This window comes from Psychrobacillus sp. FSL H8-0510, assembly GCF_038008345.1.
Lineage (GTDB): Bacteria > Bacillota > Bacilli > Bacillales_A > Planococcaceae > Psychrobacillus > Psychrobacillus psychrotolerans.
Map to the genome: position 1 here is coordinate 697809 of NZ_JBBOYZ010000001.1, position 21382 is coordinate 719190.

Here is a 21382-nt window from a genome sequence, read left to right on the forward strand (position 1 = left end):
TAAATGGGAATGGGGAGAAAAAATGAAGAAAAGATCGTGGATTTTAGGGAGTATGTTAGCAGTTTCAATGATTTTAGGTGCATGTAATTCAGAAGAAGCTGATTCTAGCAAAACATCAGAACCAAGTGGCGACAAACCGTACGTAGCTATTGTCTCCAAAGGATTCCAACATCAATTCTGGCAAGCGGTAAAAAAAGGAGCAGAAGATGCAGCTGAGGAATTTGATGTAGAAATTACATTTGAAGGACCAGAAAGTGAATCACAAGTGGATAAACAAATAGAAATGCTTCGCGCAGTACTAGACAAAAAGCCTGATGCACTAGGTTTTGCAGCACTTGACTCTCAAGCGGCAACGCCATTATTAGAAGAAGCACAAAAAAGTGAAATTCCTATTATTGCCTTTGACTCAGGAGTAGAAAGTGATATCCCCCTTGCAACTGCTTCTACAGATAACAAAGCAGCTGCAGCTCTTGCAGCAGACAAAATGGCAGAATTCATCGGTGGAGAAGGAAAGATTGCACTAGTCGTACATGACCAAACTTCTGTAACAGGAGTACAACGTCGTGACGGTTTCAAAGAACAAATCGAGTCCAAATATCCGAATATTGAAATCGTCGATATCCAGTACGGTGGTGGAGATCATCTGAAATCTACTGACCTTGCTAAAACAATGATTCAAGCACATAGCGACCTAAAAGGAATTTTCGGTTCCAATGAAGGCTCCGCAATCGGTGTTGTAAACGCAGTACAAGAGCTAAACAAATCAGGTGAGCTAGTAGTTGTCGGCTTCGATTCTGGGAAACAACAAATTGACGCTATTAAAAGTGGCTTAATGTCTGGAGCAGTAACGCAAAATCCAGTCGGCATCGGTTACGAAACAGTTAAAGCAGCAGTAGACGCGATGAACGGTAAAAAAGTAGAAAAAACAATCGACACAGGCTTCATCTGGTATGACAAAGACAACATCGATTCAGAGGAAGTACAAAACGCAATTTACGAATAAAACATAGCAGTCCAGTTGCACAAAAGTTATTGGTGGCTTACAAAGCACCAGTAACAAATTGCAACATTGAAAAGGAGGATAACTGAATTGATAACATTGCGATGGGGCATCATAGGAGCTGCGAACATTGCTAAACAACAAGTTATTCCAGCAATCAGGGAAACAACAAACAACGAGATAACTGCAATTGCAAGTCACAGTGGCAAAGCGGAAGCACTAGCACAGCAATTCCATATTCCAAACATATTCCATTCATACGAAGCGCTTCTTGAATCACCAGATGTGGATGCAGTGTACATAGCGCTTCCGAACGCGCATCACAAACAATGGGCACTTGCCGCAATCCAAGCAAACAAACATGTCCTTTGTGAAAAGCCTATTGTACTCACTACAGAAGACTTAACCGAACTTCAACAAGCGGCCAAAAAGCATAATGTACTCCTAATGGAAGCCTTCATGTATCGTTTTCATCCGCAAATAGGAAAAGTTAAACAATTATTAACAGCAGGAGCTATAGGGGAAATCCTCACAATTCGTGCTCGATTCCACTTCACTTTAGAAAACTGGGACAACGACATACGCCTCGATTCAACTCTTGGGGGAGGGGTACTCAATGACATAGGTTGTTACCCGGTAAATGTACTGAACTATTTAATAGAAGAAAGTCCAAAAAGTGTTCAAGCCCTCCGGGGTAAATCAACAATAGAAATAGATACTCATATAGCGGTCCAACTTAGCTATCCATCTGGAATACTTGGTCAGTTCGATGCAAGTTTTTACGGACCGATGACTCAAACGATTGATATAATCGGCACAACTGGAACGATGCAGCTACCATATGCTTTCAGAGCAGACGAAAATAATTACAATGGAATCATCCATTACCAGTCAAACAATGAAACACACACTATCAAAGAAACAGGAAATGCCTATACCGAACAGATCAAGGCATTCCACCAGGCAATCGAAAACAAAGAATCATTAATATATACAAATGCACAAATGCTCCAACAAACAGAAACAATGGAACGTATTGCTAAAGCACTCTAATAGAAAGGAAGTGACCAAATGTCCAATGTCATCGAAGAACTAAACAAATATGCACATAAATTAGTAGACCAAGGGCTAGTAGTAGGAGCAGGCGGAAACCTCAGTATGCGAGATGGAAATTATATGTACATCTCTCCGAGTGGCTTTGATTTAAAGGAAATAGAACCTCATCAATGGGTGAAGGTGGATATTATAACAGGAGAAATTGAAGGCAGTCTTCGCCCATCATCTGAAGTACTCATGCATTTGGAATGCTTCCGAAAAAATGAGGAAATTCAAGCAGTTCTTCATGCACATCCGACCTATTCTGTAGGTGTCTCCTCTGCTGGTAAAGACATTCCACCTTTATTTCCGGATTTTCCAGCAATGGTGAAGAGTGTAGGCTACATCGATTACATCATACCGACAACTAATCTTCTTGCCGAAAAAGTAGCAGAACTCGTCGACAAAGATGTCATCATTATGCGTAATCATGGAGTGCTAACGCTAGGGAAAACAATGAAAGAGGCATACTTTTTCATGCAACTAACGGAGGAATCTGCCAAAGTATATACGATAAGTTCAATTTTCGGTGGTCCGCGAGTATTAACCGATCAAGAATGCGAGGACCTTCGAAACCTTTCGGCAGAAAGATATCGCTCGAAATTGCTAAAGGAATAGGAGGGAATCATTATGACAACCGTACTTGCCTATGATCTTGGAGCATCCAGTGGTCGATTAGTCGCCCAAACATTTAATGGGCAAACACTCACGACAAATGAAATTCACAGGTTCCAAAACAAGCCATTCTATGAAGATAATCATTACTACTGGGATTACGACAACCTGATAAAAGAATTAAACCGAGGTCTCGACAAAGTTGCGGCACCTGCCAAGTCACTTGGCATCGACACTTGGGGAGTAGACTTCGGATTACTAAACAAAAATGGACAGCTAGTCTCCAAACCATTTTCATACCGAGACACGCACTCCGTCCCATATGTCCAGAAAGCTATAAAGCATATATCAGCCCAAAGATTGTTTGAGCAAACCGGAAACGAAATTTCTGCCATTAACACATTATTTCAACTGATGGCTATCCAGGGACAATACCCGCAATACTTAACCGAAACAACGGACCTACTTATGACGCCGAACCTACTCATGCACGCATTATCAGGCGTTAAACTGAACGAATTCACTATCGCCTCTACATCACAGCTAGTAAACAAAAATAAGCAATGGGACAAAGATATTCAACAGGCTCTTTTCGATCAAACACTCCCATTTGCAACTATAGAAATGCCACATCAACTCGTAGGGACGCTAAAGAATCACAAATCTATCCAAATGGCTCTCGTACCAGGTCATGACACAGCTTGCGCATTGTCTGCACTACCAATTCAACGCCGGAACGCCTTATTCATCAGTATTGGAACATGGGGTTTGATTGGCAAGGAAATAAAAAAGCCAATAACAACTTTGGAAGCTTTCCAACAAAGCTTTACAAACGAAGGAACGAGTGAAGGGCAATACCGATTCCAAAAGAACGCTATGGGATTTTGGATTCTCCAAAAATGCCGAGAAGAATGGAAGCAACAGGGACTCCACTTTACTTATGAACAAGAAATACTGGCATTCCATCAAGCTAAATCATTCGACACATTCATCGATCCAGATGATGAACTATTCTTTAACCCAGTATCAATGCTACAAGCGATCAAGCAATACTGTATTCAAACAAATCAGCAAGTCCCGATTACACCAGGTGAACATATCCGCTGTTTTACTGAAAGTCTTGCCTTAAAATACGCATACACAATCGAACAAATTGAAACAATCACACAAACGAAAACAACCGACATTTACATCGGTGGTGGTGGGACGCAAAATACAAACCTATGCCAACTTATAGCAAATGCATCAAACAAAATAGTCCACACTGGACCAACCGAAGCAAGCTCTATCGGTAATGGCTTATCCCAGTTGAGAGCGCTTGGAGAACTTCACTCAATTGAAGAAGGGCGACAGCTTGTTGCAAACTCTTTTGAGATGAAACAATATGTACCGCAAAACAATATCAAATGGCAAGAAGCAATTGACCGATTTCAACAACTACTACATAAGTAATGGAGGAATTATTCATGACAAAAGAACGTTATATCGGGGCTTTACCTAAAATAGGAATACGTCCAACAATTGATGGTCGCAGAAACGGAGTACGTGAATCATTAGAAGAAACGACAATGAATATGGCAAAAAACGTGGCAACATTTCTTTCTGAAAACCTAATGTACTATAACGGGGAGCCAGTAGAATGTGTTATTGCAGATACTTGTATAGGCGGTGTAGCTGAAGCAGCGCACGCGGCAGAGAAATTTAAAAAAGAAGGCGTAGGCGTTTCTCTTACTGTTACTCCTTGCTGGTGCTATGGTAGTGAAACGATGGATATGGATCCACATCTTCCAAAAGCGGTTTGGGGTTTTAACGGAACAGAACGTCCTGGAGCAGTTTACTTAGCGGCATCCCTTGCAGGCTACAATCAAAAAGGAATACCTGCATTCGGTATTTACGGACATGATGTTCAGGATGCTGGAGATCCAACTATTCCACAGGACGTTCAAGAAAAACTTCTACGCTTTGCAAAAGCTGGGCTTGCAGCAGCAATGCTAAAAGGGAAATCCTATCTCGCTATGGGGTCTGTCTCTATGGGGATTGCCGGAAGTATTGTAAAAGATGACTTCTTCCAAGAATACCTAGGCATGCGCAACGAATACATCGACATGAGTGAATTTGTTCGCCGGATGGATCTAGAAATTTACGACAAAGAAGAGTATGAAATAGCACTTCAATGGGCAGATGAAAACTTAACTATTGGTGAAGACATAAACAAAGAAGAATTCAAACGAACAGAAGAGGAAAAACGTAGTGACTGGCAACGGTCGATTAAAATGACCCTCATCGCTCGCGACTTAATGATTGGCAGTGACAAACTAAAACAAATGGGCTTTGAAGAGGAAGCAAACGGCCATAATGCACTTATCGCTGGATTCCAAGGCCAACGTCAGTGGACTGACTACTTCCCAAATGGAGATTTCATGGAAACCTTCTTAAACTCATCCTTTGATTGGAATGGCAAAAGAGCACCATATATTCTAGCAACAGAAAATGATAGTTTAAATGGTGTCACAATGGCAATGGGTAACTTACTAACAAACACCGCACAAGTTTTTGCAGATGTACGCACGTACTGGAGCCCTGATGCAGTAAAGCGTGTAACGGGAAAAGAGCTAACTGGAAAAGCCGCAAATGGAATCATCCACCTACTCAACTCAGGCTCCGCAGCACTAGATGGAACCGGTCGTCAAACAGTAGATGGCAAACCCGTTATGAAACCGTTCTGGGAAATCACGGATGAAGAAGTAAAAGAAACATTAGAAAACGTTCAGTTCCGCCCAGCTTCAACAGAATACTTCCGAGGCGGTGGCTTTTCAAGTGATTTCACAACAAAAGGTGATATGCCAGTAACAATCGCCCGTATTAACTACGTAAAAGGAATTGGCCCAGTACTGCAGATCGCCGAAGGGCACACAGTCGAACTAGAAAACGACATGCATGACACACTTGACCTGCGCACAGATCCAACGTGGCCAACGACTTGGTTCGTTCCAAACTTAACCGGCGAAGGAGCCTTTACAGATGTCTACTCGGTCATGAATAACTGGGGAGCCAACCACTGTGCATTAAGCTACGGACATATCGGAGACGATCTAATAACACTTGCATCGATCCTGAGAATTCCTGTAAACATGCACAACGTCGAGGCGTCGCGCATCTTCCGCCCAAGCGCATGGAGCATGTTCGGCACCGACCAACCAGAGGCAGCTGACTATCGAGCATGCCAAAACTTTGGTCCGCTTTATAAATAGTTTAGTACGTATGGGTTAAAGAGTAATATTAACAATCAATTTCTTATTTACAAGTTTGACAGTTGATTTTCTATATGACCTTTATACTTAATTATTGATTTTGAATTTAACTTTTGAAAGATAGTAGAGAGGTGAAACCATGAAATATGCAATCGGCATTGACTATGGAACCGAATCAGGACGCGTAATCTTAGTGAACATCGAAAACGGCGATATCGTCGCTACCAGTGTGACGCCCTACCCCCATGGCGTCATCACTGGGCATTTAAATAACCGATCACTAGGCAAAGAAACTGCACTCCAAGTGCCACAAGACTACCTAGAAGTACTCATAAACTCCATCCCGGAGGTAACAAAAGATATAAACCCAAACGACATTGTAGGTATCGGACTAGATTTCACATCATCCACCATCCTACCAGTCGACGAAAATTTAAACCCGCTATGTGAAACAAAAGAACATGAAAACAACCCACATGCATATGTCAAACTGTGGAAACATCACGAAGCCGAAGAAGAAGCGAAACACTTAAACAAAATCGTTCAACACGAACAATGGATTGGGAGATATGGAGGTACCATCTCATCAGAATGGATGCTTCCTAAAGTATTAGAAATTGCAAACGACGATCCCATACTTTTTGAGCAAACTCATCTATTCCTCGAGGCTGGAGATTGGATTGTTTCCAAACTAATAGGAAAACTCATCCGCAACAGCTGTTCCGCAGGTTATAAGGGAACTTGGCATAAAGAAAAAGGATTCATCAACAATGAAACATTACAAAAAATCAGTCCAGCACTAAATAATATATACGAAACCAAACTACAAGGTAATGTCCAATCATCCGGTACACTAGCTGGAACATTAACAAAAGAAATGAGTGAACAAGTAGGACTTTTTGAAGGAACTCCGGTAGCTGTAGGTATTATTGATGCCCACGCAGCACTTCCCGGAGTAGGAGTAAGTGAACCAGGCACTCTCGTTATGGTCATGGGTACCTCAACCTGTCATTTGCTACTGAATGACACAGAAGTGTTAGTCCCTGGTATTAGTGGAGTAGTGGAAGACGGTATTCTACCAGGTTACTTTGCATACGAAGCTGGGCAAGCGGCAGTCGGTGATTTATTTGCCCATTTCCTAAAAAACTATCAAACTAATTTCGAAACACTTACTGATGAAGCAGAATCACTTCAACCCGGACAAAGTGGTCTTCTAGCACTCGATTGGCATAACGGCTGCAGAACTCCATACGTGGACACAACTTTATCGGGTGTCTTACTTGGAGAAAAACTCTCTACAACTCCAGCCGAAGTATATCGAGCACTACTTGAAGCAACTGCTTTCGGTACAAAAGTAATCATAGACTTGTTCGAAAACCATCATATCCCTATTAACAAAGTTGTCGCAACAGGTGGCATACCAAATAAAAACAAATTATTAATGCAAATTTACGCAGACATCCTACAAAAAGAAATAACCGTCGTAAGAACCGACCAAGCGCCAGCGTTAGGAGCAGCTATTCTTGGAGCAGTAGCAGCAGGTGCATATAGATCCTACCCGGAAGCAATCCAACAAATTGCACCCAATGAAACAATCATTTATAAAGCGAACAAATCTAACGCTGAAATTTATAACCAGCTATACGACATGTATAAACAGCTCAGCACATTTTTCACAGAGCAATCATCCATTATGCACGACCTTCACCACCTGAAAGGGGAGAAAAAATATGATCGAAAATCTATGGAACGAATCCAATAAATCTATACAATCTGACACACTAGGAGAACTTACTTACCGCTCGAACCTAATCGGCACCGATCGTCGCGTTTGTAACTGGGGAGGGGGAAATACCTCTTTCAAAACCATTGCAACTGATTTTCGAGGCAACGAAGTCGAAATAATGTGGGTGAAGGGGAGTGGTTCGGACCTTGCGACGATGAAGGAATCCAATTTCACTGCACTTCACCTAGAGCATATTCTTCCGCTTCAACAACGGGAAGATATGACAGATGAAGAAATGGTCGACTATTTAAGTCATTGCATGCTAGATAAGTCACATCCACGTGCCTCCATCGAGACACTTCTACATGCATTTCTTCCATACAAACATGTAGACCATACCCATCCTGACAGCATCATCAGTATTTGTTGTGCACCAAATGGTCAAGAAATAGCAAAAGAAATATTCGGTGACCGCTTCGTGTGGGTGCCATATATACGTCCTGGATTTCTTCTATCTAAAATGATTGCAGAAGGTGTACAAAATAATCCTAATGCAGAACTAGTACTAATGGAAAAACACGGTCTAGTCGTTTGGGGAGACACCGCAAAAGAAAGTTATGATAAAACGATCAATATTATCAATGAAGCGAAAGCCTATATCGATCTTCAATTAACAGAACACCCAGCATTCGGCGGACAATCGACTGAAGCGCTTCCACAAGAAAAAAGAATGCAAACCCTAAACGAAATCCTTCCTTATATAAGAGGACTCGTTTCAACAAGCCAAGGTCAAATTGTAACGTATGATGACTCAGAGGATATACAAGAATTCGTAAATAGCGAACGAGCAGCGTCACTTTCCCAAGTCGGAGCAGCCTGTCCAGATCATTTAGTGCATACAAAACGGATTCCACTTTTCATAGACTGGGATGGAAACCTAGAAACGATTAAAACAAGTATTGAAGCCTATAAAGCAGAATATCAAAAATACTTTGAAGCATATGCATCATCAGAGGACATCATGTTCGACCCATCACCGAGGGTCATCCTTATCCCTGGAATCGGGATGGTTAACACTGGCAAAGACAAAGCATCTGCCTTAGTGAGTGGTGCACTATACCACCGAGCAATTTCTGTCATGAAAGGATCAGATGCACTTGGAGGCTTCACATCTCTTTCAGCGGAAGAATCTTTTGGTATAGAATACTGGCCATTGGAATTATATAAGCTCTCACTCGCACCAAAAGAAGCTGAGTTCTCTCGAAAAGTTGCATTCATAACCGGGGGAGCAGGAGGAATCGGTAGTGAAACATGTCGCCTACTCGCATCCCTTGGTGCCCATGTCGTCCTTGCAGACTTAAATCTAGAAGGAGCAGAAAAAATCGCATCGGAAATAAATTCAGCATACGGAGAAGGTAGAGCAACTGCTGTAAAAATGGACGTTACAGATGAAGAACAAATCATTGAAGCATTCCAACTAGTGAATCGCACATATGGCGGGGTAGACATACTAGTCAATAATGCAGGACTTGCGACATCAAGTCCATTTGAAGAAACAACCTTAAAAGAATGGAACCTGAACATGAATGTACTCGGAACAGGATACTTCCTCGTATCCCGAGAAGCATTCAAAGTGATGAAAACACAAGGAAAAGGGGGGAGCATGATTTTCATCGGCTCCAAAAACTCTATCTATGCCGGCAAAAACGCATCCGCCTACAGTGCAGTAAAAGCGCTAGAAGTACATCTGGCACGATGCATAGCTGCGGAAGGTGGAGACTTTGGAATCCGTGCAAACTCCGTATTACCTGATGCAGTACTACAAGGCTCTGCCATTTGGGGATCTAAGTGGCGCGAAGAGAGAGCGGCAGCTTACGGCATCGAACCCGACGAACTAGAAAATCACTACAGAGAGAGAACTGTTTTAAAAGAGAACATCTACCCAAGAGACATAGCAGAAGCTATAGCCTACTTCGCGTCCAGTAAGTCAGCCAAAACAACCGGTTGCATGCTCACGGTAGACGGAGGAGTAGCTGCGGCATTTACTCGGTAAAGTATTAATTTGGTTTCGAGGCATTAATTTCTTGATATATTTGCAGCCGTGCCCGCGGAAAGCGTCCACCTGCAACGGAAATCAACAGTAGTATTAAATATAGCTACTATCATTACGAATAAGATTATTCAACATAAACCAAAAAGTCGCTTCCCACAAGAAGCGGCTTTTTCAGAAAGGAAGACTATATATGACAATACGTGTCACCCTATTCTCCACCTGTCTAGTCGATCTATTCCAACCAAACGTAGGCATTGCAACAGTAGAGCTACTCGAAAAACTTGGCTGTGAAATCGAATTCCCGCCTGCCCAAATTTGCTGTGGCCAACCCGCATACAATAGTGGCTATTTGCATGAAGCAAAACCAGCAATGATTCATTTACTCAAAACGTTCCAGCATGCCGAATACATCGTCACCCCTTCAGGCTCATGCGCACTCATGCTTAAAGAATATGAACATGTCTTCCAGGATGATCCTAAATGGCATGCCATAGCAAAACAAGTCGCAAACAAAACATATGAGCTAACCCAATTTATCGTCCATGTACTAGGTGTAAGCAAAATAGACACATCACTTCCAGGAACAGCAGTTTTCCACACTTCATGCCATATGACACGACTACTCGGAGCAAAAGAAGAGCCAAAGCTTCTATTGAACAACGTCGACAACTTAACGATCCAACCACTCATTGGTCAAAGTCAGTGCTGTGGATTCGGTGGCACATTCTCCGTCAAAATGGGCGATATCTCAGCAGAAATGGTGAAAGAAAAGGTAGAACATATTAAACAAGCAAGTCCTGATTATTTAATAGGAGCAGACTGTGGCTGCCTCATGAATATTGGCGGGCGACTCTCTAGAGAACAGCAGAAAATTGAAGTGCTACATATTGCAGAAGTATTAAACCGAGGAATGGAGGGATAACAATGCCACTCAAAATAAAATCTGGTCCATTCAAACAACGTCTAGCATCTGAGTTAAATAATGATTTCATGAGAAAAGCAGTCTCAAGCGCACAGGATGGTCTAGGAGCAAGGCGAGATTTAGCAACCGACCAACTTGGAGAATGGGAAAAGTGGCGAGAAGCAGGGCAAGAAATACGCCAGCATACCGTAAATAACCTTGTGCACTATCTAGAACAATTCAGCGAGCAGGCAACCAAAAGTGGTGCACATGTATTCTTTGCGAAAGACGACGTAGAAGCGACGAACTATATTAAAAAAATTGCCGAGCAAAAAAACGCCAAAAAAATCGTCAAAGCCAAATCGATGGTGACAGAAGAAATAGGGTTGAACGCTGCATTGGAGTCAATAGGCTGTGAAGTTGTAGAAACGGACCTAGGAGAATACATTCTCCAACTAGATGATCATGACCCACCGTCGCATATTGTAGTACCTGCTTTACATAAGAAGAAAGAACAAATCCGGGACTTATTCGCAAAAAAAATAAATTACACAAAATCAGAGAATCCCGAAGAACTAGCAAAGCACGCACGCTATACACTTCGAGAAAAGTTCCTAGAAGCTGATCTAGGAATAACGGGTTGTAATTTCGGAGTTGCAGAAAGTGGAACAATCTGCCTAGTGACAAATGAAGGGAATGCCCGCTTAGTCACAACTATACCTAAAACCCAAATAACCGTCATGGGCATGGAGCGACTCGTTCCAACTTTCGAAGACTTAGACGTTATGGTATCTCTACTAACAAGAGCTTCCGTAGGGCAAAGAATCACAAGCTATGTAAGCCTACTTACTGGCCCTAGAAAACAAGAAGAAGTCGACGGTCCTGAAGAGTTACATATCGTGATTGTAGACAATGGACGTTCCAAAATTCTTGGGACGGACTTTCAAGAAATTCTCCAGTGCATTCGCTGCGGAGCATGCTTAAACGTGTGCCCTGTATACCGTCACATTGGAGGTCATGCATATGGCTCCATCTATCCAGGTCCAGTTGGCGCTGTGCTCACACCACTGCTTGACGGTTACGAGGATCACAAAGAACTACCATACGCATCAACACTTTGCGGAGCATGTACAGATGTCTGTCCAGTGAAAATTCCATTGCATAGCCTGCTACTCAAGCACCGTCAAAAAATAGTACAAACAGAAGGGAAAGCGCCAATTAGCGAGCGTCTCATGATGAAAGCATTTGGCTTTGGAGCTTCAACAAACTCTGTATATACAGGGGGCTCCAAAATGGCAGCGGTTAGTCTCAAAATGCTATTAAAGAACAAACAAAGCATATCAAATGGACCAGGTCTTTTAAAAGAATGGACGAATAGCCGGGATTTTCCTACTCCCAAACAAAGTCGTTTCCGGGACTGGATGAAAGAACGGGAGGAAGTGAAAAATGACTAAACTACAAAGAAACAAAGTGGAACTACCTGTTTCCAGTGTTTATAGCAAACTTGAAACAAACTCATTAAAACGAGTATTCATCGAATCTGCCATACTTATCCGAGCAGATATAATAGAAACAACACAAACAAATCTTTTGGAAACCTTAACTGAACTAATAGAAGAAATACCACCAGATAAAGTACTTTCTTCTATAGAAAGAGGAAATACAAAATTAGATGATTGGCTCCAAGCCAATACTACCAAATGGAACCCTGCATTAGGATCACAAAATATTCAACACGCTGAACAAGCAACCATCGGCCTCACGTACTGTGATCATGCGCTTGCAGAGTCCGGAACAGTCGTCCTCCTTAACGAACATAACAAAGGAAGGTCGGTCAGTCTATTACCAGAAATCCATGTAGTCCTCATCCCTACAAAATCGATTATTCCAAGATTACAGGAAAGCATGACAATGTTAAGTGAACGTATAAAAGAAGGAAAACCTATTCCAACCTGTATTAACTTCATAACAGGACCAAGTAATTCCGCAGATATCGAAAGCTATTTAGTAGTAGGAGTTCATGGTCCACTACGGACTATTTATGTCATTATTGACGAAGATATCTAAATAGATAGATTCTTAACAGCAAAGTTGCAGAAAAAGGCTTTTGTAACACAACTTTAATGGTCTAAAAAGGTTTGAATAAATCTGCTATAGTTCTATATAATCAATGATTATGACTATTTTACTAATTGAGAAGGGGGTATAAGAATGCTAGGTTCCATAGAAGTAGGTGGTACGAAGATTAACTGCGCAGTAGGAGATGAACAAGGTAATATTTTCAAACAAGTGCAGTTCCAAACAACATCTCCTAACGAAAATATGAAACAAATAATAGCCTTCTTCTTATCTAACAAAGTAGAAGCAATAGGTATAGCTTGCTTTGGTCCAGTTAACATCGACAGACTAAGTTCTCAATACGGCACAATTCTGGACACTCCAAAACTAGCCTGGAGATTCTTTCCGTTTTTACAAACACTGAAAGAGAAATTGAATATCCCAATAGAGCTTCAAAGTGATGTGAACGTAGCGGCCCTTGGCGAGGCATCATATGGAGCAGGTAAAAATGACAGAACCGTTTTATATTTCACCATTGGAACAGGCATAGGGGGAGGGATAGTTATTAACAAACAATTTCTCAATACGCCTCAGCACCCTGAAATGGGGCATATCACTATTATTAGAGACCCTTCTGACGCAAAAGATAGTGACTGTCCGTTTCACACCGACTGCTTTGAAGGTTTAGCATCGGGACCTGCTATTGAAAAACGCTTTGGCCCAAACGCAAAAAATCTCCCAGCAGACCATCCTGCATGGGAGATAATTGCAAACTATATAGGGCAAGGAGTATATCAAATGATGCTAGCATATGCTCCAGACCGCATAATCATAGGGGGTGGAGTGATGAACCAAACCCATCTTCTTTCGAATATAAAACAAAACGTCATAAAGAAACTCAATAACTACACTTATTACCCAGCCCTAACAAACTTAGAGAAAACAATCACAGCCCCAGCTTTAGGAGATAATGCAGGTTTAATAGGCGGCTTAATATTCGCGGGACAAATAAAAAAGGGGCTTTGATCAATAGATCAAAGCCCCTATAAAATAAGAAAAGAAGCATCCGAAGTTCAGATGCTTCTTTTCTTGAGCGATAAAACGAAGGAAGTAGAAGGCTGCACACTAATGAATGTACAAACAAGTTTACGGCGTTACACATCTATAAGTAACCTTCTATACAGTACATGATAACACAAATATAAAAAAATGCACACATTTAATTAAATATTTTAAAAAAGATTTTAAATAATTAATTGAGTAATAAGAAGTAAAATTAAGAAGAATCTATTAATATAAAAAGATAGTATAAATTAATCATAAAAAAAACTAGCGTTATTGGTTACATTGCTGTAATATGGAATATGTAATGGAGTCCTTGGTGCTTCCAAAATGTCAATCTTGAAAAAAACTGGTAATCTTTTACGATATTAGTTGATTTTAGTGTATGAGTTTTGTATACTCATATATTAGTTAGGGTGACGATATTGGACGCGATCAGCGACCGGCATTACACACTACAAAATTGCACCACACAAGCGAAGGGAGATCACAAGTTTATGAAGAAAACAGCTATCAAAATTGCAGCTTCAACTGCAGTAGCAGCTTCAGCTTTCGTTGCAGTAGCACCAGCGCAACAAGCAGATGCAGCAACAAATGTAAACCAATTAGCAACAAACGCACAAAATGCAGGTACAGTATTAAAATGGGCTATCTCAGTAGAAGGTTCTGCGGATTACAAAACACTTCCAACTACAGAGTACAATGCAGCTAAAGCAGCAGTTAAAGCGGCAGAAACTGCAGCTGCAAAATTGTCAGCAACAGAAAAATTAAATGTTCAAGCAAAACTTGTTGAACCAAAAACTCAAATTAAACGTGCAATGGCATACATCGATGCTATTAACTCAAGTACTAAAATCGTTGGATTAACTGATACACTTAATGCAGCTATCAAATCTGGTGATCTTGCTAAAGTAGAGACTGCATACCATTCAGCAAGTTTTGAGTTCAAAACAAAACAAGCTAAATTATTAGACCGTGTATACGGACAATCTACTCGTGACGGTATCCGTAACGCTGTTAAACCAGCTATGGAAGCTGCACTTGAATCAGTTAAGTATGACGTAACTGTAAACATGCATCTTGCTAAAGCTTCAGCTTTAATCAAAGATAGCAAATTTGAAGAAGCGGCTGCTGAATTAGCAAAAGCTGACTATAATTTAAACCTTAAAGATGCTAAATTTACATTCAAAAAACAATTAGATCAAAATTATGCAGACGTAGCAAAAGCATTACCATTATCAGTTCTTTCTGTTACTAGTGTTGACGCTAATACAGTAACGGTTAAATTCACTAAAGAAGTTGATGCAGTATTACCGGCAGGTCAATTTGTATTCGACCAAGGATTAACGGTACAAAAAGCTGTTGTTTCTGCAGATCGCAAAACTGTAACACTTACAACATCTACACAAGCGAAAGGTACTACTTATAAATTATTCTACCAAGGTAAAGATACTGGTAAATCATTTACAACAGCACCAAACGCAGCAGATAATAAATTTTTCGTAGATGAAGTTGGAGTTGCAAGAATTGAGACTGGTGGAACTCGTGTTTATAAAGTAACTGTTAAAAATGACGATTTAACTAACTACAATGGTCAAGTTACAATCGCATTAAATGCTGCAGGTAAAGCTACTCTTTCAAGTATTAATGGCGCAACTGCAACTGGTGATTCTACAACAGTATCAGTACCATCTAATGGTGTTTTGACTATTGTTATTACTGGTGCAACAGGTTCTGAAACAAGCTTCGTTCCTACTGTTAAAAAACTTGATAATAATAAAGTTCTTGAGCTAGGAAGAACTTATGTTTATGCAAAAGCAACTGCAGCTGCATTAACAAGCACAGTATTCAACGGTTTCCATGATACTACTAACAACTATTTCACAGTTAATGGTGTTAAGTACTCTTATGATGCAAATGATGTATTCCACGTTCTTGGTAACGTAGTATCATTAGAACAATTCAAGGCTGCTTTGTCTTATAATGACACTGTAGTAGCTACTACTTATGCATCAGTAGCTGCTAATAGTTCAAACTTTAATATTACTTCTGACGTAACATTCAGTAATGTTAAATTTACTAATCCATCAGATGATGTAACTTATGATGGTTTCGGATTAAACTATAAATTTGAAGGTACTGGAAACAATGGATATACAGTGTACCTTTATAATGTAAATACCGGAAACCTAATTGGTACTGGACTTGTATCAAATGGAGTTTGGTCTGTGCAAGCAGGTAACCTAGGATTACCAGGTACAACTGCTACTGCTAGAGCTATTCAAGTAGCTCCTGGTCAAACTGTAGATACTGCTTCTAATATTACAGGAAATGTAGCTGTTTCTGAAGATGTTTATGTAGGTCCATTCCAAGTTTCGGCTGCTAGCCTAAGTAATACAACTACTTCTGACTCAGTTGTAGGTTATGGGGATACTCTTAATTTAGCTCTTTCTTACTTCGATGACGTAGCTAATAATGACTTTACGATTGGTGACGAAGGTACTGTTACTGTTAAAGATGCAGGATCTAAAACTGGAGTATATAAAGTAAGAGTAACAGGTGCAAATACTGTACAAATTATTGATGTTATTTCTACTGAAGCTGGTTTTGTAACTGCAGAATCGCATAACCATAGAATCATGAGCATTGAAGGTATTAAAAATAAAGATAACTTATCACTAACTGTTAAGGAAAATGTTACTTTTTAATATAAAGTACAAATTTTTAACTAATTAAATAAGCTTATTGTTTAAACTGCACCCCAATAGTTAGTTTCTTACTAACTATAGGGTGCAGTTTTTTGTCTGTAATAACTTTATCTTGAGATTCATGAAAACCTAAAAAGATATTGTTCTTGTTTATATAATTCTATGAAAGCTCGTTTGGAATAAGGCTTAAAATGTTTAATTATTATGGAAGAACTATTTACAAAAAGTACAAGTAAAAGTATAGAATTGTTATTTGTAAATATGCCTTTCTAATTTTTGTAAACCTATATTAAGTTTTTAAATACACATTGCTTTGCATTTATATTTATAAATGGCATTCACTTTAAAGCACGAGGAATATATAAAGAATGCAAATGATTCCATACTATGACGAAGGAAGTTTTCCAAATTAAATGAGTAATAATCGGAAGGGGAGGTAGTCAATGGAAATTAAAAATCTTATAGGTTTGGATATAATAGCAGTTTGCTTCTAAAATTTGTTGAACGATTGATTTACACAAAACAAAGGATTGAGATTATTTATAGTAAGGCTGGATTACATCTATTATACTTTTGTATATATTTTTATATTGGCATAAAAACCTAATAAAACTCATCTAATTTGAATAAGAGCTAGATAATTATCAATTTCCATAATTGCTATCAATTAGGAAATATTTTGTATATAATGATGTTAGTATAAAGATAGAATTATTAAGAGGAAAGGTAGAGAATAGGTGAATGAAAATTAAAGACGTAACCGTCCGATTTATGGTGGCAGTACTAGTTGCATTAGTACTTATTGGTTTAGGATATGCATCCTTAACAGGGAACAAACAAGATAATGAAATGTTAACTGAGCAAGCATCTTTTAATCAAGCATTAAAATATATTGAAGATGAACATTTTAATCAAGCTCTACAATTAATGAAATCTGTAGAGAGGGACTACTCAAGTTCCCATGTAGTTAAATATTACATTGGCTCAACCTTAGCAAATTTAGGAGAATGGAAAAGTGCAGCTATGGTATATCAAAAGGTGCTTGATTTAAATCCATATATGGTAGAAGATTCTACCTTTATGATCCAATATGCAAATATACTAATTAATGCAGAAAAACTAAAAGAAGCAAAAGAAGTACTAGTTAAATGTAAGAGCTTACCTATTCCCGATCAAATGCCAAATTATTTAAATCAAGTAGATACGTTATTAACCAACATTCAATGAGTTCATGATAAGGAGTATTTAAATGAGTAATACTTTAAATAGGAAAATACATATTAAACGTGATGCTGAAGAAGATTGTAAGTCACAAAAACAAATAGATAGATGGATATCTTTCATATTAATTTTAGTAATTATCTTAGTTCCCTTGCTAATTGGAGGGCATATAACAGAAGTAGTGAGTCCAATAATATCAAATATGGATCAACTGGTTTCAGGTCAAAAAATTGATATATTTACGTATTATAAATTACTGGCGCTAATTCCTCTGACTATACTTGCTGTTGGAATGTTTTTATATAAATTATTTTTCTTAGATTATCGATTACCAAAACGACCGATTTTATGGTTTTTTGCAATTTTTGTACTTTCAATTATTATAGCCACTATGTTTTCAGAAACTAAGACTATAGCACTCTATGGTCAGTACAATCGCTCAGATGGAGGACTTTCATACATATGTTACGTTCTGTTGATGTTTGTCGCTATGCATATTACATATCCTAACAGAATAGTAGAGTATGTTCTTTACGCTTTCTATCCTTTAGTTATTATAAACTTCATATTAATTACAATGAATTTCACAGGACATGATGCGCTGAAATATGACATCATTATTAACGCTTTGACTATTTTTGCTCCTGGTATAGAATTTGGGGAAGGTTCCAACTTATTAGGTACTCTTAATCATGGGAACTATATAAGTGGAATGTTTTCTATAGTTACGATTATGTATATAGCATGGGTTGTAATTGATATGAATAATTTACGAAGATTAGTAAATTTCGTCATTCTGTTATTGTCTGTTTCAACTATGTTGATGGCACTGTCCACTAGTGGTTTCCTAACACTTATATGTGTGACTCCTTTTATACTTTGGTTAGCAATAAAGTCAGTTAATAAAAAAATGGCTCTCATATCAATTGTGATTTTTTGTGCTTTTACAGCAGGAATCCTTCACGTATTATCTTTGCATAATTCAAAAGTTTGGGATGAGTCTGTAGGGTTCTTCATTTCCGATAATCCATATATAGATGAGCCACAAGTTACTTATGATAATAATCAAAAATGGAATCCACAATTATTTATAGAAACAAAGGCTTATGCAGCAGATTCAGCTTTCGTTTTACCAACTTTACCGGAATCCGGAGTCGGACCTGGATCAGGACGGATCTTTATATGGGAAAACACTATTAAACTAACGCTAGAACGCCCATTGTTCGGTTATGGTCTAGATACACTAATGTACAATTTCCCACAAGGACATATTGATTTACGGGCAAATTTAGAAACAGGATCAGTAATAATTGATAAACCACATAATGTTTATATCGGTGTTTTATATGGGACAGGTGTTATTGGTTTTATAGGTTTTATGGGTATTGTTATATTGAGTGTACTTGCATCTTTAAAAGGAATTTTTCGATTTAAAGAAAGCTCAGGTATTGTTGTAATACTAGCTATTACTTGGCTAGCTTACTTATTCCAATCTCTATTTAATGACACACTACCAGGTACTGCAACACCTCTATGGATAATTGCAGGTATAATGATGGGGTTATTGTATAAACAAAAAAATAAGTAGCTTCACAAAAAAGTATTAAAGGAGATTTATATGACTAAAAAAATAGCATGGTTAGTACCTTATCCAATAGAAGGATCTGGGGGAATAAGCAATATTTTTTATAATATGAACTATCTTTCGTCAAAAGGTTTTGAGTGTCATGCTTATGTAGAAAACCCAGATGGTAAAAAAAACGACAAAGAATTGAGAATGCATATTGAGAATTATTTTGGTGCTATTAGTGGTGAGATTTTTGCAGGTTTTAATGTTAAACATAAATATGATTTAATTTTTGCAACTGCTTGGTATACAGCTAAGATTGTACGGGATCTTAATCAAGATTGTAAAAAGGCTTATTTTGTTCAAGATTTTGAAGCTTATTTTAATCCAATGGGGGAAGGCTATTTATTAGCAGAAAACTCATATACATATGGTTTAAAGGCAGTAACTATTGGAAAATGGTTAACGAATAAATTGAACTCTGAATATAATAACGATTCGAAGTATTTTGATTTCTGTGCGGATACGAGTATTTATTATCCTATGCCTACTGTAAGAAAAGAAAAAGCAGTCTGCTTTGTTTATCAACCAGATAAACCAAGAAGAAGTAGTGCAATGGGAATTGAAGCTTTAGGTATAGTAAAACATCGTCTACCAGATGTAAAAATTTATTTATTTGGTTCTGAATTACGACATCATGTATGGTTTCCACATGAGGTTTTACCATTACAGACTTATAATCAACTTAGTGAACTCTATAATAAGTGCCAAGTTGGCTTTTGTATAAGTTCTTCGAACCCTTCAAGAATCCCCTTTGAAATGATGGCAACTGGGTTACCAGTAGTAGATATATATAGGGAAAATAATTTGTATGATTTGCCTGACGGAGGTGTATCATTAGCGTATCAGACACCGGAATCATTGGCAGAGGCTATTATCCAAATATTAGTGGACGAAGATAAAAGAGAAGAAATGTCTAAATTTGGAGTAGAATATATGAAAGATAAGACATTGGAGTATGGATATCAGCAATTTTATGAAAATGTAATTAGAATATTAAATGATGACGAAGACACAAATATTGAAATAAATAAATTATACAATAAGGAGCCAATAACTGCAGAATATTATCAAAATCAAACTGATCTACCACAGCAATTAATAATGGTTCCAGCATATAAAAAAAACATAGTATATAAATTGTTACGTAAGATAAAGCGAAAGATGCTAAATTGAATTTATCCATGTTAAAATATTTGTATAAAAGTAAGTATAATAAGAATTTTTGAGGCGAAAATTAGATGAATAATATTAATGAAATTTTCAGTAAGTTGATTGGTTTATATAATGATCGAAAATTATTTTGGAGTTTAACAAAACAAGATTTTAAATCGAAGTACTTTGGATCTTTATTAGGAAGTACTTGGGCTTTCATTCAACCTGCAATTACTATTTTTATATTTTGGTTTGTGTTTCAAGTAGGGTTTAAGACGCAGCCAATTAGTGATGTTCCATTTACATTATGGTTATTAGCGGGAATTATTCCTTGGTTTTTTATATCAGAGAGTTTTAGTAGAGCGACACATTCGTTTGTTGAAAACAGCTATTTGGTAAGTAAAATAGCTTTTAGGATTAGTATATTACCTCTTGTAAGAATTGTTACCTCTTTATTTATCCATTTATTTTTTCTTTTTGTATTATTAGTTATATTGATACTATATGGGTATACTCCAAGTATTTATTGGCTCCAAATACTGTATTTTTTAGTATGCATGGTAATTTTAAGTACTACATTATCAATTTTAACCTCGACTTTATACGTTTTCTTTAGAGATATGGCATATATTGTTGGTGTTGTCATACAAGTAGGATTTTGGATTACGCCTATTTTTTGGTCTTCTAATATTTTGCCAGAAAAGTTTGTAGTTTTCATTAAATTAAATCCATTTTATTATTTAGTAGAAGGATATCGGTTATCTTTTTTTGAAAATCAATGGTTTTGGGTTAGTGATATATATTTGACTCTATATTTTTGGTCATTCATTATATTAACAACTATAGTAGGTTTTATTCTTTATAAGGTGTTACGACCACACTTTGCAGATGTATTATAATTATTAGTTTT

General features: G+C 38.1%; 16 protein-coding genes. All 16 read left to right on the plus strand.

The window, feature by feature from the left end:
* Window positions 1-22: 22 nt before the first annotated feature.
* Window positions 23-1003 carry an ABC transporter substrate-binding protein gene (locus tag MHI40_RS03500; RefSeq protein ID WP_340761516.1) on the plus strand — a complete coding sequence of 327 codons (981 nt, stop codon included), beginning with the start codon at window positions 23-25 and terminating at the stop codon, window positions 1001-1003.
* 87 nt (window positions 1004-1090) lie between these two features.
* Window positions 1091-2053 carry a Gfo/Idh/MocA family protein gene (locus MHI40_RS03505; RefSeq protein ID WP_340761517.1) on the plus strand — a complete coding sequence of 321 codons (963 nt, stop codon included), beginning with the start codon at window positions 1091-1093 and terminating at the stop codon, window positions 2051-2053.
* Between the two features lie 18 nt (window positions 2054-2071).
* The gene (locus tag MHI40_RS03510; protein WP_340761518.1) at window positions 2072-2713 is read left to right on the plus strand and encodes a class II aldolase/adducin family protein; all 642 of its coding nucleotides are present in this window, start codon (window positions 2072-2074) and stop codon (window positions 2711-2713) included.
* Window positions 2714-2725: 12 nt separating this feature from the next.
* Window positions 2726-4162, plus strand: coding sequence for a rhamnulokinase (locus tag MHI40_RS03515; protein WP_340761519.1), 1437 nt, complete (start codon window positions 2726-2728; stop codon window positions 4160-4162).
* Between the two features lie 14 nt (window positions 4163-4176).
* The gene (locus MHI40_RS03520; RefSeq protein WP_340761520.1) at window positions 4177-5961 is read left to right on the plus strand and encodes an L-fucose isomerase; all 1785 of its coding nucleotides are present in this window, start codon (window positions 4177-4179) and stop codon (window positions 5959-5961) included.
* A gap of 139 nt (window positions 5962-6100) precedes the next feature.
* Window positions 6101-7723, plus strand: a complete 1623-nt coding sequence (locus MHI40_RS03525) for a ribulokinase (RefSeq protein ID WP_340761521.1) — start codon at window positions 6101-6103, stop codon at window positions 7721-7723.
* Window positions 7692-9740, plus strand: coding sequence for a bifunctional aldolase/short-chain dehydrogenase (locus MHI40_RS03530; RefSeq protein WP_340761522.1), 2049 nt, complete (start codon window positions 7692-7694; stop codon window positions 9738-9740). Before MHI40_RS03525 ends, MHI40_RS03530 begins: the two co-directional genes overlap by 32 nt.
* Before the next feature lie 196 nt (window positions 9741-9936).
* A complete protein-coding gene (locus MHI40_RS03535) occupies window positions 9937-10662 on the plus strand; it encodes a (Fe-S)-binding protein (protein WP_340764374.1) in 726 nt (241 codons plus the stop codon).
* A gap of 2 nt (window positions 10663-10664) precedes the next feature.
* Complete coding sequence (locus tag MHI40_RS03540; protein WP_340761523.1) at window positions 10665-12095, plus strand: LutB/LldF family L-lactate oxidation iron-sulfur protein; 1431 nt, start codon at window positions 10665-10667, stop codon at window positions 12093-12095.
* Window positions 12088-12708 (plus strand): LutC/YkgG family protein, encoded by a 621-nt coding sequence (locus MHI40_RS03545; protein ID WP_340761524.1) that lies wholly within the window; start codon window positions 12088-12090, stop codon window positions 12706-12708. Before MHI40_RS03540 ends, MHI40_RS03545 begins: the two co-directional genes overlap by 8 nt.
* Before the next feature lie 144 nt (window positions 12709-12852).
* Window positions 12853-13725: an ROK family protein gene (locus MHI40_RS03550; RefSeq protein ID WP_340761525.1), complete on the plus strand. Its 873-nt coding sequence runs from the start codon at window positions 12853-12855 to the stop codon at window positions 13723-13725.
* A 533-nt stretch (window positions 13726-14258) separates the two neighbouring features.
* Window positions 14259-16469 (plus strand): hypothetical protein, encoded by a 2211-nt coding sequence (locus MHI40_RS03555; protein ID WP_340761527.1) that lies wholly within the window; start codon window positions 14259-14261, stop codon window positions 16467-16469.
* 741 nt (window positions 16470-17210) lie between these two features.
* Window positions 17211-17696: a tetratricopeptide repeat protein gene (locus MHI40_RS03560; protein ID WP_340761528.1), complete on the plus strand. Its 486-nt coding sequence runs from the start codon at window positions 17211-17213 to the stop codon at window positions 17694-17696.
* Between the two features lie 22 nt (window positions 17697-17718).
* Window positions 17719-19278, plus strand: a complete 1560-nt coding sequence (locus MHI40_RS03565) for an O-antigen ligase family protein (protein ID WP_340761529.1) — start codon at window positions 17719-17721, stop codon at window positions 19276-19278.
* Between the two features lie 30 nt (window positions 19279-19308).
* The gene (locus MHI40_RS03570) at window positions 19309-20493 is read left to right on the plus strand and encodes a glycosyltransferase family 4 protein (protein WP_340761530.1); all 1185 of its coding nucleotides are present in this window, start codon (window positions 19309-19311) and stop codon (window positions 20491-20493) included.
* A 65-nt stretch (window positions 20494-20558) separates the two neighbouring features.
* Entirely contained in the window at window positions 20559-21371 is an 813-nt protein-coding gene (locus MHI40_RS03575) for an ABC transporter permease (RefSeq protein WP_340761531.1), read from the plus strand.
* Window positions 21372-21382: the final 11 nt, after the last annotated feature.

Excerpts from the sequence above, each read along its gene's own strand:
- MHI40_RS03540 (WP_340761523.1), top strand. The coding sequence starts at position 10,665 with ATGCCACTCAAAATAAAATCTGGTCCATTCAAACAACGTCTAGCATCT.
- MHI40_RS03545 (WP_340761524.1), top strand. The coding sequence starts at position 12,088 with ATGACTAAACTACAAAGAAACAAAGTGGAACTACCTGTTTCCAGTGTT.
- MHI40_RS03550 (WP_340761525.1), top strand. The coding sequence starts at position 12,853 with ATGCTAGGTTCCATAGAAGTAGGTGGTACGAAGATTAACTGCGCAGTA.
- MHI40_RS03520 (WP_340761520.1), top strand. The coding sequence starts at position 4,177 with ATGACAAAAGAACGTTATATCGGGGCTTTACCTAAAATAGGAATACGT.
- MHI40_RS03555 (WP_340761527.1), top strand. The coding sequence starts at position 14,259 with ATGAAGAAAACAGCTATCAAAATTGCAGCTTCAACTGCAGTAGCAGCT.
- MHI40_RS03560 (WP_340761528.1), top strand. The coding sequence starts at position 17,211 with ATGAAAATTAAAGACGTAACCGTCCGATTTATGGTGGCAGTACTAGTT.
- MHI40_RS03530 (WP_340761522.1), top strand. The coding sequence starts at position 7,692 with ATGATCGAAAATCTATGGAACGAATCCAATAAATCTATACAATCTGAC.
- MHI40_RS03500 (WP_340761516.1), top strand. The coding sequence starts at position 23 with ATGAAGAAAAGATCGTGGATTTTAGGGAGTATGTTAGCAGTTTCAATG.
- MHI40_RS03525 (WP_340761521.1), top strand. The coding sequence starts at position 6,101 with ATGAAATATGCAATCGGCATTGACTATGGAACCGAATCAGGACGCGTA.
- MHI40_RS03575 (WP_340761531.1), top strand. The coding sequence starts at position 20,559 with ATGAATAATATTAATGAAATTTTCAGTAAGTTGATTGGTTTATATAAT.
- MHI40_RS03570 (WP_340761530.1), top strand. The coding sequence starts at position 19,309 with ATGACTAAAAAAATAGCATGGTTAGTACCTTATCCAATAGAAGGATCT.
- MHI40_RS03515 (WP_340761519.1), top strand. The coding sequence starts at position 2,726 with ATGACAACCGTACTTGCCTATGATCTTGGAGCATCCAGTGGTCGATTA.
- MHI40_RS03510 (WP_340761518.1), top strand. The coding sequence starts at position 2,072 with ATGTCCAATGTCATCGAAGAACTAAACAAATATGCACATAAATTAGTA.
- MHI40_RS03565 (WP_340761529.1), top strand. The coding sequence starts at position 17,719 with ATGAGTAATACTTTAAATAGGAAAATACATATTAAACGTGATGCTGAA.